Origin of the sequence: Corynebacterium marinum DSM 44953 (assembly GCF_000835165.1) — a bacterium.
Taxonomy (GTDB): Bacteria; Actinomycetota; Actinomycetes; order Mycobacteriales; family Mycobacteriaceae; genus Corynebacterium; species Corynebacterium marinum.
The window spans coordinates 2,588,115-2,607,268 of the sequence record NZ_CP007790.1; the positions used below are offsets into that span (position 1 = coordinate 2,588,115).

19 protein-coding genes and 1 pseudogene are annotated in these 19,154 nt (G+C 69.0%); 8 read left to right on the forward strand and 12 right to left on the reverse strand.

Annotation, left to right across the window (positions count from 1 at the left end):
- The first annotated feature begins 4 nt into the window (after positions 1–4).
- Complete coding sequence (locus tag B840_RS12195) at positions 5–325, forward strand: hypothetical protein (protein WP_042622365.1); 321 nt, start codon at positions 5–7, stop codon at positions 323–325.
- Here the strand turns inward: B840_RS12195 and B840_RS12200 are convergent.
- The 4 genes from B840_RS12200 to B840_RS12215 are packed head-to-tail and all read right to left on the reverse strand — an operon-like array spanning position 322 to position 3,466.
- Positions 322–663, reverse strand: coding sequence for a branched-chain amino acid transporter permease (locus B840_RS12200; RefSeq protein WP_042622366.1), 342 nt, complete (start codon positions 661–663; stop codon positions 322–324). The genes B840_RS12195 and B840_RS12200 overlap by 4 nt on opposite strands.
- The gene (locus tag B840_RS12205; RefSeq protein WP_042622367.1) at positions 663–1,349 is read right to left on the reverse strand and encodes an AzlC family ABC transporter permease; all 687 of its coding nucleotides are present in this window, start codon (positions 1,347–1,349) and stop codon (positions 663–665) included. Before B840_RS12205 ends, B840_RS12200 begins: the two co-directional genes overlap by 1 nt.
- A complete protein-coding gene (locus B840_RS12210) occupies positions 1,346–1,951 on the reverse strand; it encodes a YqgE/AlgH family protein (protein ID WP_042622774.1) in 606 nt (201 codons plus the stop codon). The genes B840_RS12205 and B840_RS12210 overlap by 4 nt, the downstream gene beginning before the upstream one ends.
- Positions 1,952–1,972: 21 nt before the next feature.
- Positions 1,973–3,466, reverse strand: coding sequence for a CCA tRNA nucleotidyltransferase (locus tag B840_RS12215; RefSeq protein WP_156971921.1), 1,494 nt, complete (start codon positions 3,464–3,466; stop codon positions 1,973–1,975).
- 174 nt (positions 3,467–3,640) lie between these two features.
- On the opposite strand from B840_RS12215, the pseudogene B840_RS12220 reads away from it, so the two are divergent.
- The 7 genes and pseudogenes from B840_RS12220 to B840_RS12250 form a co-directional block, all read left to right on the forward strand.
- Positions 3,641–4,228: pseudogene (locus B840_RS12220) on the forward strand (NUDIX hydrolase); the annotation flags it as partial.
- The gene (locus B840_RS12225; RefSeq protein WP_052491199.1) at positions 4,225–6,690 is read left to right on the forward strand and encodes a hypothetical protein; all 2,466 of its coding nucleotides are present in this window, start codon (positions 4,225–4,227) and stop codon (positions 6,688–6,690) included. The pseudogene B840_RS12220 and the gene B840_RS12225, both read left to right, overlap by 4 nt.
- Positions 6,691–6,712: 22 nt before the next feature.
- Positions 6,713–9,847, forward strand: a complete 3,135-nt coding sequence (locus B840_RS12230) for a murein biosynthesis integral membrane protein MurJ (protein ID WP_042622370.1) — start codon at positions 6,713–6,715, stop codon at positions 9,845–9,847.
- An 87-nt stretch (positions 9,848–9,934) separates the two neighbouring features.
- Positions 9,935–10,498 (forward strand): RNA polymerase sigma factor, encoded by a 564-nt coding sequence (locus tag B840_RS12235; protein ID WP_052491200.1) that lies wholly within the window; start codon positions 9,935–9,937, stop codon positions 10,496–10,498.
- A 71-nt stretch (positions 10,499–10,569) separates the two neighbouring features.
- Entirely contained in the window at positions 10,570–11,517 is a 948-nt protein-coding gene (gene trxB / locus B840_RS12240; protein ID WP_042622372.1) for a thioredoxin-disulfide reductase, read from the forward strand.
- Positions 11,518–11,538: 21 nt separating this feature from the next.
- On the forward strand, positions 11,539–11,862 hold the full coding sequence (gene trxA, locus B840_RS12245; RefSeq protein ID WP_042622373.1) for a thioredoxin: 324 nt from the start codon (positions 11,539–11,541) through the stop codon (positions 11,860–11,862).
- A gap of 89 nt (positions 11,863–11,951) precedes the next feature.
- Positions 11,952–13,121, forward strand: coding sequence for an N-acetylmuramoyl-L-alanine amidase (locus B840_RS12250; RefSeq protein WP_042622374.1), 1,170 nt, complete (start codon positions 11,952–11,954; stop codon positions 13,119–13,121).
- A gap of 7 nt (positions 13,122–13,128) precedes the next feature.
- Here the strand turns inward: B840_RS12250 and B840_RS12255 are convergent, their stop codons facing one another.
- From B840_RS12255 to rpmH, 8 genes are all read right to left on the reverse strand, one after another.
- Complete coding sequence (locus tag B840_RS12255) at positions 13,129–13,791, reverse strand: hypothetical protein (RefSeq protein WP_042622375.1); 663 nt, start codon at positions 13,789–13,791, stop codon at positions 13,129–13,131.
- A gap of 12 nt (positions 13,792–13,803) precedes the next feature.
- Positions 13,804–14,850 carry a ParB/RepB/Spo0J family partition protein gene (locus B840_RS12260; protein WP_042622376.1) on the reverse strand — a complete coding sequence of 349 codons (1,047 nt, stop codon included), beginning with the start codon at positions 14,848–14,850 and terminating at the stop codon, positions 13,804–13,806.
- 5 nt (positions 14,851–14,855) lie between these two features.
- Positions 14,856–15,740, reverse strand: coding sequence for a ParA family protein (locus B840_RS12265; protein ID WP_084603038.1), 885 nt, complete (start codon positions 15,738–15,740; stop codon positions 14,856–14,858).
- Between the two features lie 57 nt (positions 15,741–15,797).
- Entirely contained in the window at positions 15,798–16,451 is a 654-nt protein-coding gene (gene rsmG, locus B840_RS12270; RefSeq protein ID WP_042622378.1) for a 16S rRNA (guanine(527)-N(7))-methyltransferase RsmG, read from the reverse strand.
- A 75-nt stretch (positions 16,452–16,526) separates the two neighbouring features.
- Positions 16,527–17,489: a membrane protein insertase YidC gene (gene yidC, locus B840_RS12275; RefSeq protein WP_042622379.1), complete on the reverse strand. Its 963-nt coding sequence runs from the start codon at positions 17,487–17,489 to the stop codon at positions 16,527–16,529.
- 6 nt (positions 17,490–17,495) lie between these two features.
- A complete protein-coding gene (gene yidD, locus B840_RS13285) occupies positions 17,496–17,762 on the reverse strand; it encodes a membrane protein insertion efficiency factor YidD (RefSeq protein ID WP_229676560.1) in 267 nt (88 codons plus the stop codon).
- The gene (rnpA, locus tag B840_RS12280; RefSeq protein WP_042622380.1) at positions 17,755–18,123 is read right to left on the reverse strand and encodes a ribonuclease P protein component; all 369 of its coding nucleotides are present in this window, start codon (positions 18,121–18,123) and stop codon (positions 17,755–17,757) included. Before rnpA ends, yidD begins: the two co-directional genes overlap by 8 nt.
- A gap of 13 nt (positions 18,124–18,136) precedes the next feature.
- Positions 18,137–18,280, reverse strand: coding sequence for a 50S ribosomal protein L34 (gene rpmH / locus B840_RS13290; protein WP_084603042.1), 144 nt, complete (start codon positions 18,278–18,280; stop codon positions 18,137–18,139).
- Between the last annotated feature and the right edge of the window lie 874 nt (positions 18,281–19,154).

Below are 19,154 nucleotides of genomic sequence, written 5' to 3' on the forward strand. Positions count from 1 at the left end.
CACGATGTTTCACGTGAAACCGAACATCCACGTCCGCATTGAACTGTCCGTCCCCGGCGCCGGCTCCATCATCCACGTTGCCGAGCTCGTCGAGATGGACCCCCACACCTGCGCCATGATCCGCATTATCGAGCTGGACCCCTCGGAAATCATCCGGGGCGCGGCCACCCAGGAGAAGTCGGCGGGCATGGCCAATGCGCCCAGCCCGGTGGTGCCCCACCCCGACACCTATGCCGAGTTCCCCGACATCGAGCACCGCTTCCTCAGCGCGGAGGAATTCGAAGGACTGTGGGCGGAGGCCGCCGCGGCTTTCCCCGAGCTCTAGAAGACGAAGTTCACCAGGCCCATGTAGGCCAGGGTTCCGCCGAGGATGGAGAGCCCGGAGTCCCGCCGCCAGGCGTGCAATCCGAGGGTCACCGCCACCCCGAGCAACGCCGCCGGTACTCCGCCGGGCGCTCCCACCTGGCCGAAGAGCGTGTACACGACGAGCACCGTCATCACACCCACCGGCATCATCCTGCCGAGCAGGGCGAAGAACTGGTTCCCCCGCAGCGCCGAGACGAACGTGAAGGGGAGCCAGCGCAGGGCGAGCGTGATCACGCCGATAGGGATGAGAACGGCGAAGACCTCGGTGAGGGTCACGCCCTCGGGAAGCCCGTACATCAGACCCGCCACTCCAGGGCCTTGTCCAGGCCGGGGGAGACGTGGCGCCCGATGAGCACGAGGAAGTAGGCGCTCAGCGCGACCATGAGCAGCTGGCCCGGCGCCGCCAGGCCCGCCAGGATAGCCAGGCCGCCGGCGAGCAGGATGAGGGAGAGGTCGCGGTTGTTGCGGAACGTCTCCCATGCAAGGACGACGAACAGGGCGACGAGCGCGAACTCCATGCCCTTGATCCCCGGTGGGATGATCAGGCCGGCCAGCGCCCCCACGATGCCGGGGAGGACCCACATCAGCTGGCAGAAGATCTGGACCGTGAGGACGTGCACTCCGCTGGCGGGTCGGCGGGCGGAGGCGATGGCGTAGGACTCGTCGGTGAGCGCGTAGGTGGAGTAGGCGCGCCCCGCGCGGCTGTCAACAAGGTGGCGGGGGAAGGTCAACCCGTAGAAGATGTGCCGGAAATTGACCATGAAACCGGTGATTGCGGCCGAGACGGGGCCGACGCCCGCGGTGATGAGGTTGATCGCCAGGTACTCCATGGAGCCGGCGTAGATGAGCACCGAGAAAATCGGCGTCCACCACCAGGCGAAGCCGACCTGGGTCATCAGCAGTCCGAAAGCCAGCCCCAGGGGAATGAGTCCGAGTGCGACTGCCCAGCTGTCCCGGATTCCCCCGCGGATCTGGTCGATCAATTGTCCGCCAGGTCCGCCGGGAACGTGGAGAACAGCGGGAGGGGCATCTGCTGCCGGCGCATGACGTCGCCCCACAGGTCGGTGCGTCCGGGGACGACGACATCGGTGGGCAGGGCGGGGGTGACGTACCAGTCGCCGCGTTCGATCTCCCCGTCGAGCTGGCCGGGGGCCCACTCTGCGTACCCGGCGAACAGGCGCATGCCTTCGACGAATTCGGCGATGGAGCCGGGGTCGGCGCGCAGGTCGACGTGGGCGAGGCGGTTGGCCAGGCGGTTGAGGTGCGGGACCTCGTCCATGTCCACCCCCGCCTTGGTCATGGCCAGGCCGACGACGGACTGCTGGTTGAGGGGGCCGCCGATGTAGAGGGCCTGGGGCTTGGCGACGGCGGGCAGCCACTCCGGCATGACGTTGAACACCGCCAGGTCGCTCCGCGACGCGAGGTTGACGCCGAAGGTCAACTGCTCGTTGTGCTCGATGATGAGCACCACGGATCGGTTGAACTCCTCGGACAGCATGCCGGGGGCTGCCACCAGCAGCATGCCCGGGGCGGGATCGTTGCGCTCGAGGGCGTTGAAGAGACGGTCGGCGTAGAAATCTGACATGGACACAGCGACTACCTCCTGTTAGCTCTTGCCCTGTGACTGTTCAGCTTCCCACCACGTGCGCAGTTCCGCAATTGCATCGTCGCGTTCGAGCGGGCCGCGTTCCAGCCGCAGCTCCTTGAGGAACTGCCAGGCGCGGCCTACGGCGGGCCCGGCGGGGAGGTCGAGGATGGTCATGATCTCGTTGCCGTCGAGGTCGGGGCGCACGCGGTCGAGGTCCTCCCGGGCGGCGATGTCGGCGATCCGCTCCTCCAGGTGGTCGTAGGTGCGCTGGAGGCGGGCGGCCTTGCGCTGGTTGCGGGTGGTGGAATCCGCCCGGACGAGCTTGTGCAGGCGGGGGAGCAGCTGACCGGCGTCGGTGACGTAGCGGCGGACGGCGGAATCGGTCCACTGGCCTTCCCCGAAGCCGTAGAAGCGCATGTGCAGGTACACCAGCTGGCTGATGTCCGCGACCATCTGTTTCGGGTACTTCAGTCCGCGGAGCCGCCGCCGGACGAGCTTGGCGCCCACGACCTCGTGGTGGTGGAAGGTGACGCGGCCGTCGTCGTTGAAGGCGCGGGTCTGCGGTTTGCCGCAGTCGTGGAGCAGCGCCGCCCAGCGCAGGACGAGGTCGGGTCCGTCCTCCTCCTGCTCCATGGCCTGGCGCAGCACCTGCATGGAGTGCGCGTAGACGTCCTTGTGCTGGTGGTGCTCGTCTTTCATGTCGCGCATGGCGGGGATCTCGGGGAAGATGTGCGCGGCGATGCCGGTGTTGACCAGGAGGTTGAGGCCGGTCCACGGGGCGGCGCCCGTCATCAGCTTGTTCAGCTCCAGCTGGATGCGTTCGACGGTGATGCGGTTGATCTGCCCGGACATGTCGGTCATGGCCTTCTTCACCCGGTCGGCCACGTTGAATCCGAGGTGGGAGACGAAGCGGGCGGCGCGGAGCATGCGCAGCGGATCGTCGTGGAAGGAGATCTCCGGGGTGTCGGGGGTGTCGAGCCGCTTGTTCACCAGGTCGTCGAGGCCGCCGACGGGGTCGTGGAAACGGCCGGTGAGGGAACCGCGGTCGTCGAGAAGCAGCTCGACGGCCATGGCGTTGATGCGGAAGTCGCGGCGGACGAGGTCGCCCTCGAGCGTGTCGCCGAAGACGACCTCGGGGTTGCGGCTCTGGCCGTCGTAGGTGTCGGCGCGGAAGGTGGTGATCTCGACCTGCTGGCCGCGGTGCTGGGCAGAGACGGTGCCGAAGTCGATGCCGGTGTCCCACACGGTGCCGGCCCAGGACTCGAGGATCTCCTTGAGCACGTCGGGGCGGGCGGGGGTGGTGAAATCGAGGTCGTCGCCGAGGCGGCCGAGGATGGCGTCGCGGACGGAACCTCCGACGAGGTAGAGCGGCAGGTCTCGGGCGGTGAACTCGGCGACGAGGTCGGCGAGCACATCCTCCAGGGACGAGATCGCCTGCTCGGCCTTCGCCAGGAGTGCCAGGGGAGTCAGAGATTCGTCGGGATTCACACCTGTGGAGTCTACCGGGGACACGCGGTACCCAGGGAATTCGGAATGGTCGTCGCAGCGGATACGATCATGGGGATGACTGAGAATGATCCCCAGGGCCCCAAGCGCCGGCGACGCCGCCGGTCGCGTCGTCGTGGTTCCGGAAATCAGTCGGGCGCGGCCCAGCAGAAGCCGGCCCAGAGCCCTTCCGAGCAGAAGGAGACGAAGGGCCGCCGACGCCGCCCGCAGCGCAACCAGCAGCGGAACCCGCAGCGCAACCAGCACAAGGCCCAGCAGAACCGCATGGTCACCCGGGACGAGACGTCCGCGGGCGGGCTCGTGGTCTCGGGTCTCGCGGAGGCCGTCAACGACGCCGGCGAGGTCGATCTGGGCCGTATCTATGTGGCGCTCATCGGGCGCCTGGACCGCCGGGGCCGGCTGCTGTGGTCGATGCCCAAGGGCCACGTGGAGCCGGACGAGGAGCTCGGCGCCACCGCGGAGCGCGAGGTCTGGGAGGAGACGGGCGTCTACGGGGAGACGTTCGCCGATCTGGGCGTGATCGACTACTGGTTCGTCTCGGAGGGGGTGCGCATCCACAAGACAGTGCACCACCACCTGCTGCGTTTCGTCGACGGGGATCTCAACGACGAGGACCCGGAGGTGACCGAGGTGGCGTGGATCCCGGTGTCGGAGCTCATCGAGCACCTGGCGTACGCGGATGAACGCAAGCTCGCGCGCACCGCGCACGATCTTCTGCCTGAGCTGGCGCGGGAGGAGAAGGCCGCAGGAAGGGCGACCCCGAGGTGATCCGGGCCCGGGGCCTGGCGGCCGCCGCGGCGCTGTTGTGCTTGTCGACGCCCGCGTACGCCCTCCCCGCCCCCGTCTCCCCCTCGGATCCCGCTGTCGCCGACCAGTGGGCCAACCCTTCCGTCCGCCCCGACGAGCACGGCGGCATCGGCGCGGACGTCCTTGAGGCGGACGCCCGGCGGGTGGTCCTGACCGTGTTCAACGACTCCGACGAGGTGGTCTCCGGCCTGACGGTGACCCCCCGGCACGCGGACGCGGTGCCCACGGTGGGGGAGGCCCGCCGCATCCTCTCCCTCAGCGGGGAGGCGTACCCGTACTACGGCACCTCCCGGGAGGTGGGGGACCTGGCGCCGGGCGAGCGCCGGGAAGTGGCGCTGAACCTGGCGCCGCTCGACCTGCCGCCGGGCACGACGCCGCTGATGTTCGCGCTCACGGGCGCGGTGGGGGAGTCGGGCGTCGATTACCTGGGCAGCGAGCGGATGCTCCACACCGTCGACGGCGACCCGCTCGAGGACGCGCAGACGCCGGGTGTGAGCCTGGTGGTGCCGGTGACCGCGCTGGTGGACATCGTGCCCGGGGAGACGGGCCAGGCTCCGGCGGATCCGCCGCTGATCCTGGAGTCGGAGCAGCTCGCGGGGCAGCTCGCCCCCGGGGGTCGGCTGACGGAGCTTCTCGACGCCTACGCCACCGCCACCACCACCGGCCCCAACGCAGCGGAGCTGCGCCAGGGCTCGTGCCTGGCGATCGACCCGGCGCTGGTGGACACGGTCTCCCGGATGACGGAGGGGTACACCGTCGCGGAGGAGCGGCCCTCCCTGACGAAGAAGGCGCAGCGCCTGCGCGACAGCTGGGGCTCGGACGAGGAGTCCGACGCGGGCGAGCCCGGCCGGGGCGCGGCGGACGCGCAGGAGTGGTTGAGCCGGCTGAGCGCGACCGCGGCCGCCGGGTGCACGGTCGCGCTGCCGTGGGCGAACGGTGACGTCAACGCGGTGGCCGCCACGGAGGACGAGTGGCTGTTCCGGGAGCTGGTGCAACGCGGCCCGGCGACGCTGCAGTCCGAGTTGGGCGCCGCGCCCGCCGGCAACGTGGTCATCCCGGCCTCCGGCTACGTCACCGAACAAGCCGCCACCGCCCTGGGCTGGGCGGACCAGACGGGCTCAACCGTGCTGGAGCAGGGGATGCGGGCGGCGTGGGAGGCCTCGGCGGCCGCCCGGGCCCCGCAGCCGGCGGCCGAGGAAGGCACCGCCCTGGAGTCGACCGACCTGCCGGACATCTCGGGCGCGCCGGCGCCGCAGAACCCGGTGCAGGTGCTCGTCGCCGACAACACGGTGTGGGGGGTGCCCGGTTCGGGCAACTTCGCGCGCCTTTCCCCCGGCATCACGGCGGTGACCTACCCCGGCGCGCTGGGGGCCCTGCTGGCCGCGACCGGACCGAGCCCGCAGACCACGGGGTACTCCAACCCGGACTCGCGCTTCGACTACCGCCTCGACTCCGCCGCCGCCCGCGCCTCCACCGCCGGTTCGGCGCTGCGCCTCGCGGTTGCGGAGCAGACGCTGCCCGGTGACTGGGCGCAGGCCCCGGAACCCGTGCTCGCCCTCCCGGCCTCGCTTGTCGACGCCCGCACCGCCGCCGCCCTCCTGTCCGCCGCCGCAGAGCTCTTCGCGGCGGACGCCGCTACCCCGGTGCCCCTGGACCGGGCAGTGACCCCGGAGCCGGAGCAGGCGGAGGAGCTCGACTCGCAGCCGCTGTCCCCGCAGACGCTCGGGGTCACACGCTTCGGTTCGCCCTACGCGGACCCGGCCGCGGTGAGCGACACCGAGGTGCTGCGCGCAGGCCAGCAGGCCCGCTACACCGACGACCTCACCCGCATGACGGTCAACGACCCCGGCATCAACCTCTCCCGCTACGGTTTCACGCTGCCGCTGCGGCGGGATGTGCTGACGAGTCTGACGGCGACGTCGAGGAGCAGCATCGGCGGGTACGGGGACGTGGTGGCCGCGGCGGACCGGCGGCTGGACGCCAACCGGCGGACGCTGCAGGATCTGCGGGGTTCGGTGGCGCTGATTCCGCCGGGCAACGTGTACACGCGGGCGTCGGAGAGCTCTCCGCTGCTCATCGTCGCCGAGAACGGCCTGCCGCTGCCCGTGGACGCCGAACTGGTGTACTCGGGGCCGGAGGGCGCGACGGTCGACGTGCCCGGGCGGGTGCACATTCCGGCGTACGGATCGATTACGGTGCAGATGACCGCCGACCTGCCCGCCGAGCAGGACCAGACGCAGCTGACGCTGTGGCTGGCCACCCGTGACGGCTCCCCGATCTCGACCCCGGTGGATATCACGGTGCAGACGCGGGCCGGTATCGTCGGCACCTACGGCATCGCCCTGCTCTTCGTGGTGGGGCTGTCCCTGTTGCTGCTCTTCCGCGTCGGCCGGCACCGCCGGCGTCAACGACAGCGCCCCTAGAACCTCAAGAACGGCTTTGTGAGTGAACTCCACCGACAACCTCTCATCCGGCCAGCGCTCCCGCTTCGTCGCACCGACCCCTCCGGCCCCGGTGCCGGAGCGGCGGGCGCCGGCACCGGAGCCTGCGCCCGACCGCTCCCGGCTGACGGCCGTGCCGACGGAGGTGCCCGCCGTCTCCGGCGTGGCCTCCGACTCTGACGTGGTGCGCGCCGGCGGCTCGATGGCCCTGGCGACGCTGATCTCGCGCATCACCGGTTTCCTGCGCAACCTCCTCATCGGCGCGACCCTGGGCCCGGCCGTCGGCTCCGCCTTCAACACGGCGAACACGCTGCCGAACCTCATCACGGAGATCGTGCTCGGCGCGGTCCTCACCTCCCTGGTGGTGCCGGTGCTCGTGCGCGCGGAGAGGGAGGACCCCGACCGGGGCGAGGCCTTCTTCCGCCGCCTGTTCACCCTGTCGGCGACGCTGCTGGTCGTGGTGACGCTGCTGGCGGTGATCGGCGCGCCGCTGCTCACGCGGATGCTGCTCAACGCCGAGGGCCAGGTCAACATCGTCCAGTCGACGTCGTTCGCCTATATGCTGCTGCCGCAGATCCTCTTCTACGGACTGTTCGCCCTGTTCATGGCGGTGCTCAACACCCGGGGCATCTTCAAACCGGGCGCCTGGGCGCCGGTGGCCAACAACGTCGTCTCCATCACGGTGCTGCTGGCGTACATGACGCTGCCGGGCTCCCTGCTCGACGACGCCCCCTCCGGTATCACCGACCCCCACGTCCTCCTGCTGGGCCTGGGCACCACGCTGGGCGTGGTGGTGCAGGCGCTGATCATGGTGCCGTACCTGAAGAAGGCGGGCATCAACATGCGCCCCCTGTGGGGCCTGGACGCCCGCCTGAAACAGTTCGGCGGCATGGCCGTCGCCATCATCGTCTACGTGGCGGTCTCCCAGGTCGGCTACGCGGTGACCACCCAGATCGCCTCCCTCTCGGACAAGGCGGCCCCGCTGATCTACCAGCAGGCGTGGCTGCTGCTGCAGGTGCCCTACGGCATCATCGGCGTCACCCTGCTCACGGCGATCATGCCGCGGCTGTCGCGCAACGCCGCCGACGGCGACGACCGCGCGGTGGTCGCCGACCTCAATCTGGGCACCAAGCTCACCTTCATCGCGCTGATCCCGATCGTGGTGTTCTTCACCGCGTTCGGCCCCGAGATCGGCGTGGCCCTGTTCTCCTACCGCAACTTCGACACCGAGTCGGGCACCCTGCTGGGCCTGACGCTGAGCTTCTCCGCCTTCACCCTCCTGCCCTACGCGCTGGTGCTGCTGCACCTGCGGGTCTTCTACGCGCGGGAGGAGGCATGGACCCCCACCTTCATCATCGCCGGCATCACCGCCACGAAGATCGTCCTGTCCCTGCTGGCCCCGTTGGTGGCCACCTCGCCGTCGCGGGTGGTCATCCTGCTGGGCGCCGCCAACGGCTTCGGCTTCGTCGCCGGCGCCGTGATCGGCGCGCTGCTGCTGCGCCGCAAACTCGGCCACCTGGGCACCCGTTCCCAGATCCGCACGACGATGTGGGCGACCGCGGCGTCGCTCATCGGCGTGGCGGTGGCGCTGTTCGTGGACTTCCTCCTGCGCACCTTCGCCGGCGGCCTGCTGGGCGGGTTCGGCTCCTTCGGCGTGCTCGTGCGCGTGGGCGTCGACGGCGTGGTCTTCCTCATCGCCACCGGCATCGCCCTGAGCTTCTCCGGGCTGCCGGAGGTGCAGAACCTGGGCCGCGCCTTCGCCCGCATCCCGGGCATCTCCCGCTTCGTCCGCCCGGACGCAAGCAAGGAGATCCGGGTGGAGGAGCCGGACGCGCAGGAGGTCTCCGCCCAGCTGCTGGCGCTGGACCCCTTCAACTCCTCTCCGCCGCCCGCCCCGATGTCGGCGGGCGTGGTCCGCGGGCCGCGCCTGGTGCCGGGGGCCCCGGTCTCCGACGGCCGGTTCCGCCTCCTCGTCGACCACGGTTCGGTCCCCGGGGCGCGCTTCTGGCACGCGAAGGAACTGGCCACAGGCCGCGAGGTGGCCCTGACTTTCGTGGACACCTCCGGCAACGCGCCCCTGGCCCCGGCCTCCCCGGCCGCGGCCGCCGGCGCCGCCGCCGAGGTCGTGCGCCGCACCCGCAACATCGCGGGACTGCCGGGTGTGGCGCAGAACATCGAGGTGCTGGCCTACCGCAACGGCTGCCTCGTCGTCGCCGACTGGGTCCCGGGTTCCTCCCTGCGGGCGGTCGCCGCCGAAGGACCCCTCGATCCGACCGCCGTCGCCGCCGCCGTCGCCCCGCTCGCCGCCGCGGCCTCCGGCACCCGCCCCCTCGGGCTGGACAACCACGCACGCATCCGCATCTCCTCCGACGGTGAGGCGTTCCTCGCCTTCCCCGCCGTGCTCGCCAACGCCACCGTCGAACGCGACCGGGCCGCCGTCACTTCCGCGCTGAAGCTTCTGGCGTCCGCCAGCGAGGGTCTGGCCGGGTTCGTCGAGGAGACCGACATGAAGACCCTCGCCGGCCGTCTGCGCGCCTTCGCGGGGCTGGAGGCCCTCGTCGTGGAGGTCGACGACGAGCAGCAGCCCGACGAACGGGCCGGCTTCGGCGCAAAGTCCTACTCGGGCCGGTCGACCGCGCTCATCGGCGTGTCCGCCATCGGCGCGGTCGTCCTCGTCGCAGCCCTGACCGTCTACCTGGTCAGCGCCATCAGCGGGGACCGGGAAGAGTCCCCGGTGGACTCCGAGTCCATCCAGGGCTCCGCCACCGAGACCGCCCCCCGCCCGCTGGGCCGGGTGCAGGAGGTCTCGTCCACCGTCCCCGCCGTCGTCGACGGGGACCCGGCCACCGCCTGGTCGACTCCGGCCGTTCCCTCCGGCGTGGTCCTCACCCTCGGCGGGCCGGTGGAACTGCAGCACGTCGTTCTCGAGGTTGCCGCGGGCGACGTGGACGTCGAGGTCTACGGCGTGCCGGAGGGCTCGGACGCGCAGGATCCCGCGGGCCTGCCGCTGCTCGCCGACGCCACGCTCCACGAAGGCCGCAACAGCCTCGAGCTCGACCGCCTGACCGGCGGGGGAGTGCTGGTGTGGTTCACCGACCCGGCCGAGGTGGCGGAGATCCAGGTGGTGGGCCTGGACTAGCGCCCACTGAGGTGGGCGCCCTTGCGCTGCCGGACCTGGGGGAATGGGGTCCAATGAGTGTGTCAGCGAAATTTTCTGGGGGGAAAATTGGCACACACAGACGGTCGACTCGTCGAAAATTACATCGGCGGGGATCTCCGCGCATTCACCGAGATCGTGGAGAGACACCGGGCGCGCCTGTTGTGGGTCGCCCGGAAATACGGCCACAACGAGGACGACGCCCAGGACATTCTCCAGGAGGCGCTGTTCAAGGCGAGCTGCAACCTGCACACGTGGCGCCACGAGTCCTCGCTGAGCACCTGGCTGCACCGCTTGGTGATGAATTCGGGCTGGGACTTCCGCAACCACCGCCGGCAGTTCGAGGTGCCCACCCTCGACGACGACTCCCTGCCGCACGACATCAACCCGCACCTGGCCGTCGACCCCATCGGGGAGCGCGACCGGATGCTGCAGCTGGAGGAGACCCTGGCGTGCCTGCGCCCCGACCAGCGGACTGCGTTGTGGCTCATCGACGTCGAGGGTTACAGCGTCAGCCACGTCGCCGAGCAGGAGGGGGTGCAGCCCGGAACGATCAAATCGCGGCGCTCCCGGGCGCGTGAGGCGCTGCGCGAGCAGCTGCTGGCGGAATATCCGCCGGTGGCCGGTGGTTGACCCTCAAGTGAGCCCCCGGAGCGGGGAACTAGACTTGGTGTGACCGCACCCAGAACATCGCAGGAGAATTCATGACAGCCCAGGACACCATCCACGACGTCGTCATCATCGGTTCCGGCCCGGCCGGTTACACCGCAGCCGTCTACGCCGCCCGCGCGGAGCTCAAGCCGCTGGTTTTCGAAGGCTACGAGTACGGCGGCGCCCTGATGAACACCACCGAGGTGGAGAACTTCCCGGGCTTCCAGGACGGGATCATGGGCCCCGACCTCATGATGGAGATGCGCTCCCAGGCCGAGCGTTTCGGCGCCGACCTGCGCATGGAGATGGTGGACTCCGTCGAACTCGAGGGCGACGTGAAGAAGATCCACGTGGGCGACGAGGTCTACTCCGCCCGCACCGTCATCCTGGCCACCGGCGCAGCGGCACGCCTGCTCGGCGTCCCCGGCGAGGACAAGCTCATGGGCCGCGGCGTCTCCACCTGCGCGACCTGCGACGGATTCTTCTTCAAGGGCGCCGAGATCGCCGTGGTCGGCGGCGGCGACTCCGCCATGGAGGAGGCCACCTTCCTGACCAAGTTCGCCGACAAGGTCACCCTCATCCACCGCCGCGAGGGCTTCAGCGCCTCCGCCATCATGCTCGAGCGGGCCCGCTCCAACGACAAGATCGAGTTCGCGCTGAACAAGGTCGTCGACCACGTCGTCGAGGGCACCGGTGAGGGCCAGGGCAAGGTCGCCGGGCTCGTGCTGCGCGACACCGTCACCGGCGAGCTGACCGATCTCCCTGTCGCCGCCATGTTCGTCGCCATCGGCCACGACCCGCGCTCCGGGTTCCTCGGCGGGCAGGTGGAGCTCAAGGACGGCGGCTACGTCAAGGTCGACGAGCCCTCCACCGCCACCTCCGTCGCCGGCGTCTTCGCCTGCGGCGATCTGGTCGACGACCACTACCAGCAGGCCATCACCGCAGCCGGCTCCGGATGCCGCGCCGCGACCGACGCAGAGCACTTCCTCGCCGCCCTTTAAACCACACGTAAGGAGAATCACATGAGTAACGTCATCGAGGTCACCCAGGACAACTTCCGCGAGATCGTGGTGGAATCCGACAAGCCCGTCATCGTCGATTTCTGGGCCGAGTGGTGCGGGCCGTGCAAGAAGCTCAGCCCGGTACTTGAGGAGGTCGCGGAGGAATTGGGCGACCAGATCACCGTGGCCAAGGTCAACGTCGACGAGCAGCGCACCCTCGGCGCGATGTTCCAGATCATGTCCATCCCCTCGGTCCTGTTCTTCAAGGGCGGGGAAAAGGTGGACGAGTTCGTGGGCGTCCGACCGCGTTCCCACATCATGGCGAAGCTGGAACCCCTGATGTAGGTGGTACCGTTGGGTCGCGACAAGCAGCACCGGCCGACTCTCTACGGCTCGGATAGGATCTGTATATCTGACCCTCGAAGGGAGCCTCCTTGACCAAGAGCTTTGGTGTCGGTGACCGCAGCCCACGGGTGGCGGAGGCACGCTCCACCCTGGCCCGGCTGGGGTTGCTCCCCGGTTACGAGGCCGCCCTCTCCGACAAGTACAGCGAAGAGGACAAGCTTTTCGACGCCTCCCTCACCGAAGTTCTCAAGGCCTTCCAGCAGTCGCGCGGCATCGTCCCGTCGGGCACCATCGACGAGATCACGCTGCGGGAGCTGCGCCACGCCTCCTACCAGCTCGGCGCCCGCGTGCTTTCGTACCAGCCCAACAGTGAGCTCATCGGCGACGACGTCTCCCAGCTGCAGGACCAGCTCCAGGAGCTGGGTTTCTACGCCCACCGCATAGACGGCCACTTCGGCGAGAGCACCCACGCGGCACTCGCCGCCTTCCAGCTCAACTCTGGGCTGCAGGACGACGGGGTCTGCGGCCCGGACACCATCCGCGCGCTCAAACTCCTCGGGCGGCGCATCACCGGCGGCAGCCCGCTGGCCATCCGCGAGCGGGAGAAGGTCCGCAACGCGGGGCCGAAACTGGCGGGCAAGCGCGTGGTCATCGACCCGGCGCTCGGCGGCGCCAACAAGGGCCGCTCCGTGCGGGGCCTGCACGGCGACATCACCGAGGAGGAGATTCTCTGGGACCTCGCCTCACGCATCGAGGGCCGCATGATCGCGGCGGGCATGGAGACCATCAAGTCCCGCCCCCGGATGGACGACCCCTCCGCCACCGCGCGCTCGGAGATCGCCAACGCCTTCGGCGCCGACCTCGTGATCTCCCTGCAGACGGACAGCTACCCCAACGAGAAGGCGCACGGCGTCGCCACGTTCTACTTCGGCTCCGAGACGGGCAACAGCTCGCTGACCGGGGAGACCCTCTCGGGGTACATCCAGCGCGAGATCGCCGCCCGCACCGATTTCCAGAACTGCGGCACCCACGCCCGCACCTGGGATCTGCTGCGCCTGACCCAGGCGCCGACGGTGGAACTCGTCGCCGGCTACCTCTCCAACCCGGGGGACGTCTCCCGGCTGACTGACCCGGCCGTGCGCGACGCCGTCGCCGAGGCGGTGGTCGTGGCCGTGAAGCGCCTCTACCTGCTCGACCGGGACGACCAGCCCACCGGCACCTACAAGTTCTCGGAGCTCCTGCGGGCCGAACTGGGCTGACCGTAGCTCAGGAGACCGGCATCCGGTCTTCGAGGAACTCCAGCGCCGCGGCGCTGATGAGGTCATGCTGGGGCGGCAGATCCAGCCGCAGGCGGGGGAGCACCGGGTGGTCGGCGACGACCTTGAAGCCGGCGGATTCGAGCACCGAGACAGACATCAGCCCGATCTCGGAGGCCGAGCGCAGGACAGCGCCGACGGGGCCCTCCAGCAGCTCGTCGACGTCGGCGCGGGCGAAGAAGTCGGTGCGCCAGCCGAAGGCCTCGACGGCCGGCACGTCGCGCTCGACGAGGGACATGATGGCGGCGTCGAGAAGCAGGGACTCCAGCCCGATGCCGGCGAAACCGGGTTCGATGAACAGGGAGGTCAACACCTCCGCATCCTCGGAGACCGGGGCCGTGGGGAGCGCGACGACGCCGGGGGCGCCGTCGCGGGGGCAGAACAAGATGGTGGCGACGGCGCGTTCCTGGCTGCTGCGTTCGAGGGAGAAGCCGCAGCAGCCGTACTCGAGGAGTGTCGTGGTCAACCACGCCTCCTTCTCGAAGCCGGGGTCGCCGGAGGCCTGCACGACGGCGGCGGTGTCCGGGTCGAGTTCCCAGAAGATGCTGCGGCCGGCCTGAGGGTGGATACGGCCGATCTCCTCCGGACTCAGGGGGCTCACTCTGGCGAACACGGCCGCGGGTTCCTAGTCGCGGCCTTCGATGAGGGCGAGGATACGCTCGAAATCCTCGGGGTCGCCGAATTCGACGACCATGCGGCCCTTGCGCTTGCCCATGGTGACGGTGACCTTGGTCTCCCACGCGTCCCCGAGCCGGTCGGCGGCGCGGATGAGCGCCTCGGGCTGCTCCGGGGGCTCAGGTTTGGTGCGTTTCTCCTCTTCCCCGCCGCGGTTGAGCAGGGTGACGGCCTCCTCCGTGGCGCGGACGGACATGCCCTCCGCGATGATGCGGGCGGCCAGCTCCTCCTGCGCGACGGTGGTCGCCTCCCCGAGTTTGAGGCCGAGCAGGGCGCGCGCGTGGCCCGCGGAGAGCACTCCGGCGGCGACCCGGCGCTGCACGGGCAGCGGCAGGGCCAGCAGGCGGATGGTGTTGGTGATCACCGGGCGGGAGCGGCCGATGCGCTCGGCCAGCTCTGCCTGGGTGACGTCGAACTCCTCGAGGAGCTGCTGGTAGGCGGCGGCCTCCTCCAGCGGGTTGAGCTGGACCCTGTGGATGTTCTCCAGGAGGGCGTCGCGCAGCATGACGCCGTCGCCGGTGTCGCGGACGATGGCGGGGATGGTCTGCAACCCGGCCCGCCCGGCGGCGCGCCAGCGGCGCTCGCCCATGATGAGTTCGTAGCCCTCGCCCGCCGGGCGCACCACGATCGGCTGCATGAGCCCGAATTCCCGGATCGAGTGGACGAGTTCGGCGAGTGCCTCCTCGTCGAAGACCTGCCGCGGCTGCTGCGGGTTGGGCACGATCTGCCCGATGGGGATCTCGCGGTAGGTGGCGCCGACCTCCGCCGGCTGCTTCTCGACGCCCGTGCCTGTGCCGGTGGCCGGGGTGGGAGTGGGAATGGGAGTGGGAGTGGAGGAGGTGGTCTTATCCGTGCTCCGGCCCCGCGCCCCCTTGCTGCCGCCCAGGATGACGTCCGCGGCCCCTTCGCCGAGCTTGGGGGAGCCGTTGGAGGGTCCGGCGGGGATCAGGGCGGCCAGGCCTCGACCGAGGCCGCCCTTACGCGTTTCCTGGTTCATGACACTTAACTTTCTGATTCTGCGGCGAGCCGCCGGGCGGTCTCCGGGCTGACGCCGATGGGTCCGGTGGAGTCGACGGGCAGGTAGTCGCCGCGGGTGGCGAACTCCGTGACGGCGTCGAGGTAGGCGCCGGCGCCGCGGGAGTGGGGGTCGTAGCTCAGGACGGTCTGGCCGAAGCCGGGGGCCTCGGAGACCTTCACCGAGCGGGGGATGATGTTGCCCAGGACCACGTCGCCGAAGTGCGCGCGGACCTCGGTGGCGACCTGCTCGGAGAGCTTGGTGCGGGCGTCGTACATCGTCAGCAGGATGGCGGAGATGTGCAGGTTGGTGTTCAGGTGCTGGCGGATCATGGAGATGTTGTTCAGCAGCTGGCCCACCCCCTCGAGGGCGTAGTACTCGCACTGGATGGGGATGAGCACCTCGTCGACGGCGGTCATCGCGTTGATGGTGAGCAGGCCCAGCGACGGCGGGCAGTCGATGAGCACGTAGTCGAAGTTGTTGTCGGCGAGGAAACCGGAGCCGCGGAGGGCGTCGTAGAGCCGGTACTCGCGGCGCACGAGACTGACCAGTTCGATTTCCGCGCCGGCCAGGTCGATGGTGGCGGGGATGCAGAACAGGTTCTCGCTGGCGGTGGAGGGCTGGACGGCGTCCTCCGCCGTCGCTTCGCCGATGAGCAGTTCGTAGCTGGACGTGGTGCCGGCGCGGTGTTCCGCCCCCAGCGCGGTGGAGGCGTTGCCCTGGGGGTCGAGGTCGATGACGAGGACCTTCGCCCCGGCCATCGCCAGACCGGCGGCCAAGTTGACGGAACTCGTGGTCTTGCCGACGCCGCCCTTCTGGTTGGCGACCGTGATCAGACGCGGCGCTTCCGGCTTCGGCAGTTGGTCAACCATTGCTGCGACCTGACCTCTTCCTGGTTCAAATGTTGTAGTCACGGGCTTTTCCCAACCTTAGTGCACCCGCGGGATGCGGATGACCGTCGTCGGTTCGCTGAGGTGTGTCGTGCCGACGCTGAGGATCTCCGCGCGGCCTCCGCCCGCGCGGCGGATGTCCGCGGCGTCGCGTCCGAGTTCCTCGGTGACCGAGGATCCCTTCATCGCCACCATCATGCCCCCGATCTTCGCCAGCGGCAGGGACCAGCCGACGAGTTTACCCAGCGGGGCGACCGCGCGGGAGGTCACGACGTCGACGCCCTTGCCCAGCGCCCTGCGGACCGGCTTCTCCTCCGCCCGGCCGCGGATGACGGTGACGTTGTCCAGGCCGAGCAGTTCCACCACCTCGGCCAGGTAGACGGAGCGTTTGAGCAGCGGCTCGATGAGCGTGATGTGCAGGTCGGGGCGGGCGATGGCCAGGGGGATGCCCGGCAGGCCCGCACCGGAGCCGACATCGGCGACGGTGGCGCCGGGCTCCATCACCTCGCCGATGACGGCGCAGTTGAGGATGTGCCGGTCCCACAGCCGGGGAACCTCCCGGGGACCGATGAAGCCGCGGGTGGAGCCGTCGGTGGCCAGCGACCGGTGGTAGGCCTCGGCCAGGGGGAGGCGCGCGCCGAAGATGTCGGCGGCTGCCGAGGGGGCAGGTGCCAGCTCAGGGGTCTCGCTCATGTCACACAACGATACAGCCACCGTGTTCCCGGGAGGGGAACACGGTGGCTGGACGGGCGCCGTGGGGAGGAGCGGCTACTTCTTCTTGCGCTTCTTCTGCACGGTCCGTGCGCCCGGCGCCGGGGCGGTGGTGCGCTTGAGGGCCTTGCGGGCCTCCTCCTCGGCCTCCTCTTCCTGGTCCATCTTGTGGAAGAGGTAGCGCTGCTGGAAGAAGGTCCAGATGTTGTTGGACACCATGTAGAACAGCAGGCCGATGTGCCACAGGAAGCCGGTGAACAGGATGGTCAGCGGCATGAACCACAGCATCATCTTGTTCATCATGCCCATCTGCATGGCCATCATCTCGGCGTTGTCGCCGGTCGGGGCCGCCTGCTTGCCGGAGGCGATGCGCTCCTTCTGGCGGTCGATCGACATGCGGGCGTTGAAGTGGGTGGCCACCGCGATGGTGAGAACCAGCGGCACGGCCACCAGGATGGTGTCCATGCGGGTGAATTCGACGTTGGGGAACGCCGCGTACATGTCCGAGGGCATGGAGATATAGGCGGAGAGCGGGACCCCGAAGAACGTGGCGTCCATGAAGGACTGCACGTCGTCGACGTTGAAGATGTAGTTCGAGGTGTTGTAGTTCTCCTCGATCGACAGACCGAGTTGGCCGACGCCCTCGCCGGTGCGGTTGAAGGACCGGAGGACGTGGAACAGACCGATGAAGACGGGGATCTGGACGAGCATCGGCAGGCAGCCGAGGACCGGGTTGACGCCCATCTCCTTCTGGAGCTTGCGCGTCTCCTCCATCATCTTCGTCTGGTCGTTCTTGTACTTGCTGCGGATCTCGGCCATCTTGGGCTGCATGTCCTGCATCTTGCGGCCGGAGCGCAGCTGGTTCATGGTCGGCTTGAACATGATCGCCTTGACCGTGAAGGTCAGGAAGATGATGGACAGCACCCACGTGATGCCGAGGTCTGGATCGAGCACAAAGCTGAAGACCTTGTGCCAGAACCACAGGACGGCCGAAATCGGCCAGTAGATGAAGTTGAGCACTGTGTGTCAGGACTCCTTGGTGTCAGTTGGTGTCGGGCCCGGGCCCTGCACAGGGTCGTAACCGCCCGGATGCCAGGGGCCGCACTTGCTCAGCCGAGCCAACGCCATGGCAGTGCCCTTGACCGCCCCGTGGCCGCGGACGGCATCGAGTGCGTAGGCGCTGCACGTCGGTTCGAAACGGCAGGTCGAACCCATCTTAAGGGGCGACAGGTACTTTTGGTAGAACGTGACCGACGCGGCCAGGCCGCGTGCGGCGGGTGAGAGTTCACGCACCGGCGACTCCCAGCTTGCGCAGCGCCTTCCGGATGTCGCGTTCCAGATCGGCTGTCGACGCCGCACCCGCGGGCGGCAGCGCCCGCACCACCAGGTCGGTGGTGGCGGGCATGAGGCCGAAGAGGCCGGCGCAGACATGCCGAAGCCGCCGGGAGGTGCGGTGACGTATCACAGCGTTCCCGACGGCTTTGGAGACGATGAGCCCGACGCGGGGGCCGCCCTGATGGGCGATCTCCGCGTCGGGCCCGGTGCTGCGGTCCACGAGATGGACCACGACGGTGCGAGTCCCGGCACGGCGTCCACGCTTGATCGTCCGACTGAACTCAGCCGGAGACGTGAACTTGTGCTGCTTCGGTAGCACCGCTGAAACCGCTTTAAGCGGTCAGCTTGTCGCGGCCCTTGCGACGACGGGCCGAGACGATTGCGCGACCCGCACGGGTGCGCATACGGGTACGGAAGCCGTGCACGCGTGCGCGACGACGGTTGTTCGGCTGGAACGTCCGCTTGCCCTTTGCCACGGTGTTCTCCTCTGTGTGAGGCGGCGGGCCGGTCGGGACCGGTCAGCCGCTGTTTAAGTTTCTTGACGGTTTGAGATGCCTCTACGGACGGGACCCGCTGTCGGGGCCCTGACTGTGGTGGCGTGCAGGTCCGCACAGACTCGCGGTTGGATACCGCGGCCCGAAAATCCGGTGCCGACGCTGCTCTCACAACACATCCGCCGGAGCGGACCCTTCGAGAGGGTGCATCCGGCGGTGTGACAGACCATCACAGACTACGCGATCCGACTCTGCCCGAACAAATTGGCGCGCGGCCCGGTCTGCGAGGCAGAGATGGGGGCACCTGAAATGACAAGAATGGGATTTACCCGCACCCGACCGGCGGGTTTGCCGATCCGTCCTGCGGAGCACCCCGCGGCGCGGGGCCCGGCCGGGCCGGTTCCACGAAATCCCAGGTTCAGGCAATGGACACGGGCGGTCCGACTTGGGTAACAATAAAGGAACTCACACAGAATCACAGAGCACCACCAACACCCTGTGGATAACCATCTTTTTCACGAGGGCTATCCCCTGGGGCGGCGACATTTATGCAGGTGGGAGAACTTTCGGCGGCGAATCGATTTATCCACAGGTCATGAGATAGGCTGTGGAAAGATTTTTCGCACGGAGTTGTCCACACCTGTGGATAACTCTGTGGATAGCGAGGTTGCGGCCATATTCCCCATGGGGATAAGGCCTGTGAATAGACGCGGTGCGCGACCTCCCCGGCCAACCGGCCGGCTGACCACCGACGCCGCGTCACCCGCAAGTCCCCGGCAGGCACCGATACCTGATCTCCGATCAGGTCCGGCCGCGCCCGAGCGAACCGGACCGAACATGTAAGGAGACACACCAG

What these genes read in the sequence shown, in the direction of transcription:
- B840_RS12195 (WP_042622365.1), top strand. Translation starts at nt 5, where the DNA reads ATGTTTCACGTGAAACCGAACATCCACGTCCGCATTGAACTGTCCGTC.
- B840_RS12200 (WP_042622366.1), bottom strand. Translation starts at nt 663, where the DNA reads ATGTACGGGCTTCCCGAGGGCGTGACCCTCACCGAGGTCTTCGCCGTT.
- B840_RS12210 (WP_042622774.1), bottom strand. Translation starts at nt 1,951, where the DNA reads ATGTCAGATTTCTACGCCGACCGTCTCTTCAACGCCCTCGAGCGCAAC.
- trxB (WP_042622372.1), top strand. Translation starts at nt 10,570, where the DNA reads ATGACAGCCCAGGACACCATCCACGACGTCGTCATCATCGGTTCCGGC.
- trxA (WP_042622373.1), top strand. Translation starts at nt 11,539, where the DNA reads ATGAGTAACGTCATCGAGGTCACCCAGGACAACTTCCGCGAGATCGTG.
- B840_RS12260 (WP_042622376.1), bottom strand. Translation starts at nt 14,850, where the DNA reads ATGAACCAGGAAACGCGTAAGGGCGGCCTCGGTCGAGGCCTGGCCGCC.
- B840_RS12265 (WP_084603038.1), bottom strand. Translation starts at nt 15,740, where the DNA reads ATGGTTGACCAACTGCCGAAGCCGGAAGCGCCGCGTCTGATCACGGTC.
- rsmG (WP_042622378.1), bottom strand. Translation starts at nt 16,451, where the DNA reads ATGAGCGAGACCCCTGAGCTGGCACCTGCCCCCTCGGCAGCCGCCGAC.